Here is a 13,697-nt window from a genome sequence, read left to right on the forward strand (position 1 = left end):
AGATCTTAAGATGCAGTTAGAAACTACGTATCCACTCGTTAGGGAAAATGGCATACACTACCGAAGAGCTGATACAGATTTTAGCAGACGAGCGCCAGGCTTGTCTCAAAGGTGAGCGTCTCAAAATTGCTGCTACTGCCTCTGGTAATCCGATTATTGATAGGTTTATCAAGAGTGACGGGATACAAAAATTTGATGCCTACCAAGACTTTAAAGCAGCGGTTCATTGCTATCAACGAGAACACCGCGTGTCAGGTATTGTTTGGCGTCGGCTGACTGTTAAAGGTAGTAGCATTGATTATCCCGAAGTAGACTCTCAATTGATTGCGTTACCTGAGGATTTAGAGACATTAAAACTTGTCAAGGCGAAGATTGTTAGTTTTTGGCGTAAAGTGACTGTAGGCATGGATATCTACAAAAGTATCAACAACGGTAAAGATTATCGATTAGTGACGCCAGTTACAGTAGATAAAATTGCTCAACGCATGGAATGGGCAAATCTGTGCAAGTGGGAAAAAGCAGACTTTCTCGAAATCGTATTGCAACTAGGTTGGGGACAGCCGGAAGCTGCTGCTTACAATCGAGAACTACCGATCGCAGGTAGCGAGTATATTCATGCAGTCAATCCAGGAAACCGTCCAATTTGTTAATTAGATGCGTTTAGGCTTGCAGTTGACACAATATTAAACCGAACCATTGTTTCGCATCTGTCCATGCTTGAACTGGTTTTAAGTTTTGCTGGGCAAGTTCTTGTTGAATGATATTGAGATTAAATTTACGCGAAATTTCCGTGAGGATGGTTTCGTCAGCAGCAAATTCAACAGTAAGATCGAGGGCACGCAAGCGAACAGTTTGCGATCGCCGACTGCGTAAATGCATCTCGATTTGATGCTGAGTTTCGTTGTAAAATGCCCAATGTTCAAACTGCTCTAAGTCAAAATTGCCATCAAAGCGCGTGTTGAGGTGTTGCAGCATATTTAAATTAAAAGCCGCAGTCACACCTTGGCGATCGTTATAAGCAGCTTCGAGGATTTCTTTTGGCTTTTGTAAGTCTACTCCCAATAAAAAATACTCCCCAGGCTGCAATGCAGCAGTAATCTGCGTGAAAAAGGTATCGCATTCCGCAGGAGAAAGATTTCCTAAGGTGCTACCGATAAAACAAATCATTCGGCTAGCAAGTTCTGAAGGCATTAGCTTTTCTAGTGCTAATTCATAGGTGCTAACGAGTGCGTGAACTTGCAGTGATGGATAATCGGCTAATAATTGTTTCGCACTGCTTTCTAGAATACCACCACTGACATCAATTGGTAGGTAGTGCAGAGGGTAGCCGAGTTGTTTGTAGGCATCCAAGAGAAGCCGAGTTTTCGTCGAACTACCACTACCAAGCTCTACGAGTTCGCAAGCACCAGTAATCTGAGCAATTTCTGCCGCATATTCTTGTAATATGGCGGTTTCCGTGCGAGTGAGATAATACTCTGGTAACGCACAAATTTGCTCAAATAGCTGAGAACCTCGGTCATCATAAAAGTATCGCGCCGGAAGCGACTTGGGATGTTGAGTCAAGCCTTGAATGACGTCAGTGCCATCAACTGTATTTGTTTGTGGAGTGGAGTTGATCAAATACTCGATCTGCAAGCGTTGAGTCGTCGATTCAAGCGTATTGCTTGCAGCTTTGGATAAGGACATTAAACCTCCGTTTGCCAAGGCGGGATAGATTACGTAGGCATAAAAAAGCAGCAACGTTTAGTTTACTGCGCTCAGGCGATCGCGATCGCCAAAGAACTCATCAGTCATATTCAGTGAGTAAATCATAAAGCTCTTGCCTATAAAATCACGCTTGAGCTAGATGTTTCGAGCTTATGGGGGATAAATGTTAAATATCCCTCGATCTACATCGCAGATAGACTAATAAATTACATTCTTGACATCATCGCTTTCATGAAAGACAGATAAGAATCTGATTGACGCTTATGACATCCAAAAAATTCAATTTTAAATTGTAGAACGCAAAGCTGCTCTAAACTAAAACCTAAACGCAAAATTGAAAGATATAAAGTACGGCATTTTTAGATGAGCTACATTCCTGGTCTTAGTGAGTTTGAGTATAAGGAGCGATTGGCTGCTGAGTTTAATCGCAGAACTGAGTACGACAGCGGCAGAAACCTTGACTGGCACAATCGACTAATTGAACTTACAAATCTGCGCGTCGGGCAGAAAATACTCGATATCGCAACTGGTACTGGTTTAGTAGCGATCGCTGCTGCACAGCAAGTTGCTCCAGATGGTGTAGTCGTTGGAGTAGACATTGCTACAGGTTTACTCAGCCAAGCCCAACGTAAGATTCAAATGCTTGGTTTGCAAAATGTTGAACTAATAGAAGCAGACGCAGACTATCTAGACTTTCCAGATAAGAGTTTTGATGTGGTGTTTTGTAACTCCGCACTGATCTACCTAGCTCACATCCAAAATGCTTTATGTCAGTGGTATCGCTTCCTTAGACCAGGTGGGCTTGTTGCATTTAATTGTTTTCCTGAAACCTTCGAGGTAGCAGGTGTAATCTGGAGGGAAATTGCGAGAAGACACGGTGTTTTAATGCCTAGCCCGAATGAACCACTAAGTACTCCGGAGAAATGCTACACAATGTTGAAGCAAGCAGGCTTTGAACAGTGCGAAGTGATAATTGAGAAATCTGGCAATTATTACAGCCTTGAAGCCATGAAAAAATATGCGAGTCGAACATTTACACATCCCTTAGACTATCAAATGCTGCAACTGGCACCAAAGCAATTAGAACAATTAAAAGCTGACTACATTGCCGAAGTGGAAAAGTTAGCAGAAGACCAAGGAATTTGGAATGATACTACGATTTTTTATGTGCTAGGTCGCAAGCCCTCCGATGAAAGTTGAGGCTACCCAATTGAAGTGTACGGATGCATAGTATTGTAATAATTTTATCAGTTTACGGAGGTAAATAGTAGACCTCCTGCGTGAAGAGAATCGCGAATAAATTCGCTAGCTAAATAAAAAAAAGTCGGAGGGCGTCTGTGATTCATGCTTGCATTCAGCTATTAATTATCTATTACTAACCAAAATCTCGATCTACTTGACACAGCGAAAACCTGCAAAGATTTGCCGGATGTGGGGATGATACCAGTTGCGAAAGCTACAGCGTAAAGCCCAAGGACGAGTTGCCCAGCTACCACCGCGCAAAACATAATGTTGTGCATCAAAATAAACTTGGGAATAGCCGATGTAAGGGTAATGCGTAAAACCTGGATAACCTTGAAATAGGGATGCAGTCCACTCCCAAACATTTCCTAGCATATCGTAGCAACCATAGGGACTTTGCCCATCAGGATAAGCATCGACAGGTGTTGTTTTGCTCACAGTACAATTATGATTGCAGTGGCGATCGCCTAACAGATTATCTTCCCAAGGATAAGTACGGCGAGATTCATGCGTAGCATCCCAACTTGCAGCTTTTTCCCATTCAGCTTCGGTTGGTAGCCGCTTACCGACAAATCGCGCATACGCTTCGGCTTCATACCAACTGACGCCACATACTGGGGAATCAGAAGTGACATTTTGCCAGTAAAGTGGGTGTGTTACTTGCGCTTGTTGCAACCATTGCCAGCCAGCATCTGACCACCATTCAGGATTTTGATAGCCGCCAGCGTGAATAAATTCTTGGTACTGTCCGCACGTGGTAGGATAACGGTCGATCCAGTAAGTATCTAAATAAACACGATGCACCGGACGTTCATTATCCATTGCATCAATTGCATCGTTTCCCATTTCAAAGTAGCCTGCGGGAATTTCAATCATTTCTGAAGGCTGCGCACTGGGTAAATCCTGAATGTCGTAGCCTGATTGAACCTTGAGCAATTCTAAGACGAAGGTGATCGTTTCGCTGTGCTGACTTTCGTGCTGAATGAGCCAACGCCAGAGACGTTCTTGTTGATTGAGATCCGCGATTTCCAAGTAGTCCAGAACTTGCGATCGCACGGTATCAAGGTAGTGTTGAACTTGTGCAAATGTTGGCAGATTTTGGCGTTCGGCTTTTGGTAAACCATCAGCAATGAATAAGCAACCAAAGTCAGGAAACTGGCGGGGTTTTTTGGCGCAGTGTTCGAGTATCCATAAAGCTTCGGTATACGCAATATGACCCAAATGCCAACCGACAGGGCTAAATTCGGGATGCGCCTGACGGCAGAATGTATCGTAATCGACCGTTTGAAATAATGCGATGGTGCTTTGACGACATTTTTGTAACGCTTGTTTTAGCTGTTGTCTTTGATCAACGATGTGGGGATGAGCTACTCGATTAGACATTTATAGCAAAGGAGATATATAAAAATTATGTTTTAGCACTATAGTTGAGCAATTTGAACATTCAGGTCTTTGCCTACAGTAAGAATGCTTTGTTCAGGAACAGGATTCCAATCAGCCGCAAATAAAGGCTCTGAAGCAATGATGACTGACTCTGGATACGTTGGGTCATCGCGTAGCCAATAAAGTGAGGGTGTTTGTGTGTTAGTTGCAAACCGCGAAGCAACTAGCTGTTGTCCGTCACTGATAATCATGTTGGCGGATGCGCTGATGTCACGCGATGTCGTTAACTGATCTAGTGTAAGTAGAGCATTTTGCAGTGCTTGCGCGAGTGTAGCAGTGGGATTATTGTGTAATTCTTCAATAATCAATGCAAAAAAGTGTTCAGAATCGGTGCTACCTTTAATCGATTTATACGCCACGTCGCTTAAGCGATCGCGTAATGGTCTAGCTAACGTGTCGCGAAAATTTTCAATTCGACCGTTATGAACGCACAGTAACTGCTGATAATCAAAAGGTTGACAATTACTTAAATCTACCGCTTGACCTGCTGTTGCACTGCGTACTGCCCCCAACACGCATCCTGATTCGATGTAGCGTCCTAAACTAGAAAGATTTGGATCGTTCCAGATTGGGAGTACATTTTTGTATGTAAACGGATTTGTCTCTTTTTGCGCGTGATACCAACCGATTCCGAATCCGTCAGCATTAAGTAGTCCCGAATTCATCTCACGTGGCTGGTAACTTTGCACAATCAAGGAGTGTTCTGGCTTGGTTAATATGCGATCGAGCAAAATCGATGAACCTAGATAGGCAAGCAAACGGCACATAGGTAAAGCTGTCTTGTTGTAACAATGCTTCACTATTGTAAGCACGTGTCATCTAGGGATTAATCAATCACTGATGCTTTTAAAGATTTTTGCGATCGCTCAGTTTCCGAAGGTGCGTGTTGATACGCTTGATGAATTAAGTCCGCGACTAAACCTGTCCAACCTGTTTGATGATTAGCGCCAAGCCCTGCGCCGTCATCGCCGTTGAAATACTCATGGAACAAGATCCAATTTTGCCAATGCGGGTCATTCTGAAACTTCTCGATTCCGCCAAATACAGGTCTACGCTGCGATGATTTTAAGAATATCCGCATTAATCGCTGTGATAACTCGGTAGCAACTTCTTCTAGGTTCATATGTTTACCTGAACCTGTAGGACACTCTACAGTAAATTCATCGCCTAAATAGTTGTGATACTTTTGCAGCGATTCGATAATTAAGAAATTCATAGGAAACCATACAGGACCGCGCCAATTAGAGTTTCCTCCAAACATTCCGCTTGTTGACTCTGCTGGCTCATAATCTACGCGATACTGCGTATTTCCCACATTAAAAATGTAAGGATTTTTTGCATGAAACTTAGAAAGCGAGCGAATACCATAATCACTCAAAAATTCTGTTTCATCTAACATTTTTTGGAGAATTAATCGTAACTTATTCTGATTGACAATTGCGAGTAATCGCCTTTCTCCTACGCCTTCTGCCTCCATACAAGCAATATTTCTAGTCAAATTGGAGCGATTGTTAATAAACCACTCAAATCGTTTCTTAAAACCAGGAAAGGCGTCTAATGTTGCTTGTTCGAGAACTTCTACACCAAAAATTGGCACTAACCCAACCATCGAACGAACTTTGAGATGAACTCGTTCATTATGGGGAAAGTGTAAAACATCGTAGTAGAAATTATCAGTATCGTCCCACAAATGAACATCAGTATCGCCGATATGATTCATCGCATCAGCAATATAGAGAAAGTGTTCAAAAAACTTGCTAGCAATATCTTCATAAGGAGGATTATCTTTGGCTAATTCAAGCGCGATCGCCAACATATTTAAACAGTACATCCCCATCCAACTTGTACCATCTGATTGGTCGAGTTGTCCACCTGTGGGTAATTCGGAACTCCGGTCAAAAATCCCAATATTATCTAATCCTAAAAATCCACCTTGAAAGACATTATTGCCTTCTTCATCTTTACGATTTACCCACCAAGTAAAATTCAAAAGTAATTTTTGAAATACACGTTCGAGAAATTCTTTATCTGCACGTCCATACATTTGTTTTTCAATTTGATAGACGCGCCAAGTTCCCCACGCGTGAACAGGGGGATTAACATCACTAAAATGCCATTCATACGCAGGCATTTGTCCGTTAGGATGTAGATACCACTCGCGTGTTAGGCGATCCATCTGACGCTTAGCAAAATCAGGATCAATCATCGCTAGCGGTATAACATGAAAAGCTAAATCCCACGCGGCAAACCAAGGAAATTCCCACTTATCAGGCATCGAAAGAATATCATCATTAAATAGATGTATCCATTCTTGATTGCGTTTGTAGGTTCGCTGTGGTGTTGGTTGGGTCGGATCGCCGTGTAACCAATCTTCGATGACGTAATGATAAAACTGCTTTGTCCACAGTAAGCCAGCAAAGGCTTGACGCTGCACGCTTTGCGCATCGGGATCGCTAACGTTAGGAGAAATCCGCTGATAAAATTCGTCGGCTTCGTGTTGACGCGTTGCAAAAACTTGCTCAAATTCTTCACCAAAAGGCGCAGTTAAATTAGGTGTGTCGCAAAGTCTTAAACAGATAACTTTTGCTTGTCCTGCACCAATATTTAATACATAGTAAGGAGAAACTTTTGTTCCTATTTGGTCAGGATTGACAGCTTCTCTCTTACCATAAACAACGTAATCGTTAATGCTATCTTTCACATAAGGTGATTTATTAGGTTCGCCAAATAATCTTTCGTAATCAGTTTCGTTTTCAGTGAAGAGAAGTTCGCTAGCGGCTTCGCAATACAGCCATCTTTCGCCTAATGTCGGATGTGCGGCTTCAATTACACTAAATGCATCTGATTTAAGTTTCTTTAAAAGAGGTTTTTGGCTATTTTCTTCCCACGACCAGGTATTCCGAAACCATAAAGTCGGAAGTAAATGTAGCGTTTTTTCTTCCGAACCGCGATTAACAACTTTGATTTTAATTAAGATATCTTCGTCGGTGTTTTTGGCGTATTCAACAAAGACATCAAAGTAGCGATCGCCATCAAAGATTCCTGTATCGAGTAATTCAAACTCTGGGTCGTGATAGCCACGGCGCTGATTTTCTTGTACTAATTCGGCATAGGGAAAAGCTTGCTGCGGATACTTGTACAAGCACTTCATGTAAGCATGAGAGGGCGTGTTGTCAAGATAAAAGTAATATTCTTTAACATCTTCGCCATGATTGCCTTCAGGTCCAGTCAAGCCGAAAATACGTTCTTTAAGAATCGGATCGACACCATTCCAGAGGGCGATCGCAAAACACAACCGCTGATGATTATCTGAAATTCCGGCAATACCATCTTCCCCCCACCGATAAGCACGGGAGCGAGCATGATCGTGAGGAAAATAATCCCAAGCTGAACCAGTCGCGCTGTAATCTTCCCGCACTGTCCCCCATTGACGTTCGCTAAGGTACGGTCCCCAGCGTTTCCAGTAGGCTTGACGCGTGCGATTTTCTTCGAGTCTGATTTCTTCTTGAGTCATCAGTATCGCTCCCTGAGTGCTTACTTGTCTATCTTCTCAAATTCGTTCCTTCTAAGTCAGCACCTTGGAGATTTGCCCCATCAAAGTTAGCACCTTGTACACGGGCGTCTTCTAAGTCTGCATTTTGTAAGTTGGCATTTTGGAAATTGGCGTTTTGGAGATTAGCCTCTTCCAAGTCCGCACTTTGGAGATTAGCACCTGAAAGATTTGCACCTTGCAAGTCGGCTTCTTCTAGGTCAGCATCTCTTAAATTAGCTTGCTGTAGATTGGCATCACGCAGGTTAGCCTGATCCAAGTCCGCACTTTGGAGATTAGCGCCTTGAAGATTAGCGCCTTGAAGATTAGCTCCTTCTAGGTTAGCATCTTGCAAATCTGCACCACTGAGGTTACATCCAGGGCATTGTCTAGTATTGAGTAAGCGCTGTACTTCCGAAGATTGTGTTGGTGCTTGTGCTACCGATTGTGTTGGCGACTGTGCAACTGCTTGAGGCTCCTGCGTTGTGATTCCAGTAGTGGTGCAACCGAAAAGACCCAAGGCTGTCACCCAAAGAATTGCTGTTTTTGTAGCTAATTTATTCATAGATTATTAATTCCTCCTTATGCTCATTGCTTGTTATTCTGCGTCTCAATTAAATTACCGGTTTTGATTAGCGCGAATTGTTCCTTCTAAATCGGCTCCTTGCAAATTAGCTCCATCGAGGTTCGTTCCTTACAGATTTGCATCCTCTAAATCAGCGCTTCGCAAGTTGGCGTTTTGTAAGTTAGCGTTTTGTAAGTTTGCCTCTTGTAAGTCTGCATCACTCAAATTTGCTTGTTGTAAGTTAGCACCTTGAAGATTAGCTTTTTCCAAGTCAGCATTCTGTAGATTGGCTCCTTGGAGATTAGCGCCGCTCAGGTTTGCCTCCTCTAAATTGGCATTTCGCAGGTTAGCACCACGAAGATTGCAGCCAGGGCATTGTTTTGTGTTGAGTAACCGTTGTAGTTCAGAAGATTGTGTTGTTGATTGTGCGATCGCTTGGGGTAGATTGAGTAAAAAGCCGACTGCAATACCTAAAGAACTTAATGCGACAGTACCTACAACCATAGTTTTCGCAGCGAATCGATTCATTATGTAACTCCTCACAGTGATTGTTTTTACCAATCCTGTCAAAAGTACGGAGGTTCTATCATCTACCTTTAAGCCGACCAAGCTTCGCGAAAATCTGCATAAAGTGTGAGTCCACCATCTACAAATAAAGTTTGTCCGGTAATATAGGCGGCTTCACTTGATGCTAAAAAAGCGACAGCTGCTGCCATTTCCTCAGAAGTTCCCGCACGCCCCATCGGAATATGACTTTCTACTTCGGCTTTCTTTTCTGGGTCGTCTGTCCACGCTTCATTAATTGGCGTAATTGTCGCTCCAGGTGCTACAGCGTTGACACGGATACCGCGATCTGCATACTCTAAAGCCAAAGTTTTTGTCAGATTTTCCATACCACCTTTACTAATGGAATAACTGACATACATCGGTCGCGGAATAATTTCATGAACGCTGGAGATATTAATAATCACTCCTTGCCGATTTTGAGAAAGTAAGTGTTTAATTGTTTCCCGCGCACAAAGATAAGCACCGCGTAGGTTAACTGAGATTACGCGGTCAAAGTCATCTGTTTCAATTTCATGCGAAGGACATTCAGTTTGAATTCCTGCATTATTAACGAGAATATCTAAACTGCCAAATTGTTCAACGACAGTGTTGACCATTCGGATAATGTCTTCTTCTTTAGAGACATCGCCTTGCACGGGTAGCGATTTGACGCCACAATTTTCAACATCACCACAGGCTTTTTGCATCATCTGCTCTTCGGTTTCTGCCGCATCATCTGGGCTTTTACGGTAGTTAATGGCGACATTCACTCCTTCTTGGGCGAGGCGAATGGCGATCGCTTGACCAATCCCCGAAGTTGCACCCGTCACTAAAGCGTTTTTTCCTTTAAGACCTTGCATATGCACCAACCTTTAAGAATGCAAAATTGGAATTGCGCGGGTGTACCGCAGTACACCCTTACACTATTTCACCTATAGGTTAAGGTTTGGGGGAAGAATGACGCTATCAATTGCATGGATCACACCATTGCTGGCTTGGATATCTGGTTGAGTTACTGTCGCATCATTAACCCTAACTTGGCTCGCTGCTGCATCAACTTGGACATTGACAGGACTACCTTCAGCAGTAGCCACTTCTCCTGGTTGCAATTGATCTGATGTGACTTCTCCAGGAACTACGTGATACTGCAAGATTCTTCTTAACGTTTCGCGGTTTTCTGGTTGTAACAGTTGCTGGCGCGTCGATTCTGACAATCCAGCAAAGGCTTCGTTTGTTGGTGCAAACACCGTGTAAGGTCCTTGTCCTTCAAGCGTTTCGGCTAAACCCGCAGCATTCACCAATTCGGTCAAAGTACTAAAGCGGGGGTCGCCACTTGCAACGTTGACAATCGAGTCTGTGGCTCCTGCTGTTGGTGCTGTTGGAGTTGTTTGATCGGCAGGTGTTTCGCCTGGTGCAGGAGTAATCGTAGGAGTTGCTTCCGGTGCGGGTGATACCTGAGTTGTCGTGGTTTCTGGACCACACGCTGCTAATACCGGTAAAATTGCAATTCCACCTAAAATTCCAGCAAATTTTCTGAGTGTAGATTTACGTTTATTCGTTGTCATGAGATGCTCCTGAATGTTTTCTAAATTTCTGAAGTTGTTAGTAGCTAGTGGTTAATCACTTATCACCAATCACTACTCACTCCCCGCTATTGCAAGTTTGCGGGAACGTTTTCGGGTACTGTCCAGACGTAAAGCGTGTGTTGGCGGCTTGGTCCTTGGACGCGAACGACGTTATCCGGTTGCCATTCGCCCATATCAAAGTCGTGGGAGACAATGCGAGTACCAGGTCTTAACTCTCGTAGCAACTTGGGACGTAACTTGATGTTGATATCAGGTAAAAGATAAAGTGTAACTACACTAGCTTCCCGCAAATCGGTTTGAAACAGATCTTGTTGGACAATTTGCACGCGATCGCTTACATTGGCAGTTTCCGCATTTTGGCGCGCCCGCTGCACAAGTTCGGGATTAATTTCAATTCCATAAGCCCGACTTGCACCAAACTTTTGGACGGCGGTAATCGGGATTCTACCGTCACCACTTCCTAGATCGTACAACACATCGTTACTTGTGACATTTGCCAACTGCAACATTTGGTCTACAACCTCTTGCGGAGTTGGCACATAAGGCACATCGGGTGCGCGTTCTTGCGGTTGCGTCGGCGCAGTTGTGGGCGCAGGTGCTTGCGTTTGAACTGTAGGTGTAGGTTGTTGTGCTTCTACTTCAAATTGACGTTGTTGCTCGCACCCAGCAACGAGTAAACTACCCGCACCCAAACTTGCAACTAATAAACTTTTGATCGTTCGATGCATATACTCAATTTCTCCTTTTGATACCAATTGGATTAATCTTGGCTATGTACGGACGTCTGACAATCTTTTGGCGATCAGTTTCAAAATCCAAACTGGTATGATCTTCTTGCTCAAGTTTGCTGCTTGCGCGTCCAAAACAAAAGTGGTATGCCTGAGATGACGACGACTAAACCTAGAAGCGCGCCAATTCCGGTATAAGTTACACTAGAGTAAAGCAAATAGATACAAATGATACAAAAAATGAGCGGAGTTACAGGATAAAACGGCACTTGGAAAGGTCTACGTACTTGAGGTTCGCGCTGTCGTAGCACAAAGATTGTCGTGACAGAGAGTAAAAAAAAGAACCAGAATACCGGCGCTGTATAGTCCACCATCGTTTCAAAGCCGTTGCGTGGAGCTAAAGTTCCAAATACAACAAGTACTAAAGAAATTGCACCTTGGACGAGTAAAGCACCTGCTGGAGTATTACCACCTCTTTGCCAGCGACCGAGAAAGGTAAATCCGGCGAAGTCTTGCCCTAACGCATAATTTGTCCGCGCACCTGTAAAAATTGTGGCATTTGTAGCACCTAAAGTAGAAATCGCAATTAGAAAACTGATAAACACCGCACCAGGCGTTCCAAATGCACCACGCATCAAATCGGCGGCGACAGCTTGTGAACCGGCAGTTCCTGCAAGCCCTAAACCACGCAGATAAGCAAGGTTGATCAGCAAATAAATTGCTGTAATAATCCCAAGACTCCAAACGAGCGATCGCACCATATTACGTCGGACATTGCGGATCTCCGCAGAAATATACGCAGCTTCGTTCCAACCACCGTAGGACAGCAACACAAAAATCATGACTAATCCCAAACTGCTTTCGGTTGAAATAGTCGATGGTTGCGGAGATTCAATCGTTGCGGCTAAACCGACACCTACCACGAGTAACAAACCTAGAACCTTGGCTGCGGTTAACCAATTTTGTGCCACTTTGCCTTGTTGTACGCCAACAATATTCAAACCAGTTAAGAGGGCGATCGCCAATCCTGCATAAATCGAAGGTGAATAAGTTCCTAGGCGAAATAGCTGTGAAGCATAATCACCAAAAACAAATGCTAGCAATGCAATCGAGCCAGTTTGAATCACGGTCATGCGCGCCCAAGCAAATAAAAAAGCAACAGGTTTGCCAAACGCACGTAGCAAGTAATAATAATTACCGCCTGTGTGCGGATAGGTTGTTGCTAACTCGCCATAACATAGTGCGCCGAGTAATGATATCAGACCCCCCAAAACCCAAGCTCCAAGCGCCACAATGCCATTACCGCTATTTGCAGCAACCAGCGCGGGTGTTTCAAAAATCCCTGCACCGATAACGATACCAACAATAATTGCGATCGCATCTCCAAACGCTAGTGCTGGCTCAGGTGCTGTTGCAGTGCTTGTTACCCCTTCTTGATTTAAGTTGTGTTCTCGTTGCTCCACTATCAATTTTGTTCCAAGCGGTTTGTGCTATACCATTTCACTAATTAAAAACGACAAATCATTTCTCCTCTGCTCCTCTGCTGCCTATTTGTAGTAACTTCAAAGTGACATGGTATTACCTGGTCTTATTCAGCGAATGGCACGAGTGCAATAACTACCACTAAGGGGAAGCTAAAGCTGATTTGCTTCTTGCCTCCCCTAAATATAGCTACCGCGTACACATAAGTCTAGACTGGCGTCGCTCCAAGCTTTTTCGCCCCCTTGCATCCCCCACCTGTGGGAGGTTGGGAGGCGGTTCGCCAGGGACGCGTGCTAGATACCGACTATTTATGTGTACACCGTAGCTAGGTATAGTGAGGTCTATTTTTATTAACTAATTTCGTGCCGGAGCGTTGCCTCTGCCTCTAGCTCCAGGAGCGCGATTAGGACCGCCAGCCCAAGGCGGTGGACCTTGTGCGGGGCGAATTTGAATTACTGTACCATTGGCTCTCGTAATCGAGAAAGCATCAAACTCACCGCCTCTCCCTAGTTCACCATTGACAGTGACTTGTTCTCCTGGAGAGATGTTGATTTGTTGCCACCACTGCGGTCCAGCATCAACGATAATTTGCCCTGATTCATCTTCAAGGATAAAGTCATTACCAACAACGCTCGTCACTTTACCGGATATCGTTGTTCCAGGAGGGCGTTGCTGTAGATCGCCAATTCGTATTTGCGATCGCGCTATAGTAGGTATTCCTAATGCGGAAACTGACGCTGCTATAGCCAAGCCAAGTAAAAATCGCTTGTTCATAGCTGATCTCCTTGTATTGTCAATATTGTTAAAAGTAAATGTGACAGTGGAGTGACAGCAACATGAACATCAGGTGACATGATTCAATGTTAGGC

General features: G+C 43.9%; 13 protein-coding genes and 1 pseudogene. 2 read left to right on the forward strand and 12 right to left on the reverse strand.

All coding sequences use genetic code 11. The features are described from left to right. Nucleotides 1-47 precede the first annotated feature (47 nt). Nucleotides 48-650: a hypothetical protein gene (locus tag GLO7428_RS18625; RefSeq protein ID WP_015190125.1), complete on the forward strand. Its 603-nt coding sequence runs from the start codon at nt 48-50 to the stop codon at nt 648-650. Nucleotides 651-660: 10 nt separating this feature from the next. Here GLO7428_RS18625 and egtD read toward each other — a convergent pair whose 3' ends face one another. Further along, on the reverse strand, nt 661-1,686 hold the full coding sequence (gene egtD / locus GLO7428_RS18630; RefSeq protein WP_015190126.1) for an L-histidine N(alpha)-methyltransferase: 1,026 nt from the start codon (nt 1,684-1,686) through the stop codon (nt 661-663). Between the two features lie 384 nt (nt 1,687-2,070). Between egtD and GLO7428_RS18635 the strand changes: the two genes are divergently transcribed. Continuing rightward, on the forward strand, nt 2,071-2,907 hold the full coding sequence (locus GLO7428_RS18635) for a class I SAM-dependent methyltransferase (protein WP_015190127.1): 837 nt from the start codon (nt 2,071-2,073) through the stop codon (nt 2,905-2,907). A gap of 192 nt (nt 2,908-3,099) precedes the next feature. On the opposite strand, the gene egtB is transcribed toward GLO7428_RS18635, so the two are convergent. The 11 genes and pseudogenes from egtB to GLO7428_RS18685 form a co-directional block, all read right to left on the reverse strand. Continuing rightward, nucleotides 3,100-4,332 (reverse strand): ergothioneine biosynthesis protein EgtB, encoded by a 1,233-nt coding sequence (gene egtB / locus GLO7428_RS18640; RefSeq protein WP_015190128.1) that lies wholly within the window; start codon nt 4,330-4,332, stop codon nt 3,100-3,102. Between the two features lie 38 nt (nt 4,333-4,370). Then, entirely contained in the window at nt 4,371-5,159 is a 789-nt protein-coding gene (gene egtC, locus GLO7428_RS18645; RefSeq protein ID WP_015190129.1) for an ergothioneine biosynthesis protein EgtC, read from the reverse strand. Nucleotides 5,160-5,218: 59 nt separating this feature from the next. After that, a complete protein-coding gene (locus GLO7428_RS18650) occupies nt 5,219-7,906 on the reverse strand; it encodes a hypothetical protein (protein ID WP_015190130.1) in 2,688 nt (895 codons plus the stop codon). A 28-nt stretch (nt 7,907-7,934) separates the two neighbouring features. Continuing rightward, nucleotides 7,935-8,486, reverse strand: a complete 552-nt coding sequence (locus tag GLO7428_RS18655; protein WP_015190131.1) for a pentapeptide repeat-containing protein — start codon at nt 8,484-8,486, stop codon at nt 7,935-7,937. A 54-nt stretch (nt 8,487-8,540) separates the two neighbouring features. Further along, a pseudogene (locus GLO7428_RS29785) lies at nt 8,541-8,615 on the reverse strand (pentapeptide repeat-containing protein); the annotation flags it as partial. Further along, on the reverse strand, nt 8,616-9,014 hold the full coding sequence (locus GLO7428_RS26160; RefSeq protein WP_015190132.1) for a pentapeptide repeat-containing protein: 399 nt from the start codon (nt 9,012-9,014) through the stop codon (nt 8,616-8,618). Between the two features lie 68 nt (nt 9,015-9,082). Then, entirely contained in the window at nt 9,083-9,892 is an 810-nt protein-coding gene (locus GLO7428_RS18665) for an SDR family oxidoreductase (protein WP_015190133.1), read from the reverse strand. Between the two features lie 72 nt (nt 9,893-9,964). Beyond that, nucleotides 9,965-10,597 (reverse strand): fasciclin domain-containing protein, encoded by a 633-nt coding sequence (locus GLO7428_RS18670; RefSeq protein WP_015190134.1) that lies wholly within the window; start codon nt 10,595-10,597, stop codon nt 9,965-9,967. A gap of 86 nt (nt 10,598-10,683) precedes the next feature. Next, a complete protein-coding gene (locus GLO7428_RS18675; RefSeq protein WP_015190135.1) occupies nt 10,684-11,346 on the reverse strand; it encodes a class I SAM-dependent methyltransferase in 663 nt (220 codons plus the stop codon). 110 nt (nt 11,347-11,456) lie between these two features. Continuing rightward, on the reverse strand, nt 11,457-12,809 hold the full coding sequence (locus GLO7428_RS18680) for an APC family permease (protein ID WP_015190136.1): 1,353 nt from the start codon (nt 12,807-12,809) through the stop codon (nt 11,457-11,459). Between the two features lie 373 nt (nt 12,810-13,182). Beyond that, nucleotides 13,183-13,602, reverse strand: a complete 420-nt coding sequence (locus tag GLO7428_RS18685; protein WP_015190137.1) for an OB-fold nucleic acid binding domain-containing protein — start codon at nt 13,600-13,602, stop codon at nt 13,183-13,185. Nucleotides 13,603-13,697: the final 95 nt, after the last annotated feature.

Origin of the sequence: Gloeocapsa sp. PCC 7428, from assembly GCF_000317555.1 — a bacterium.
In the GTDB taxonomy this organism is placed as follows: Bacteria; Cyanobacteriota; Cyanobacteriia; order Cyanobacteriales; family Chroococcidiopsidaceae; genus Chroogloeocystis.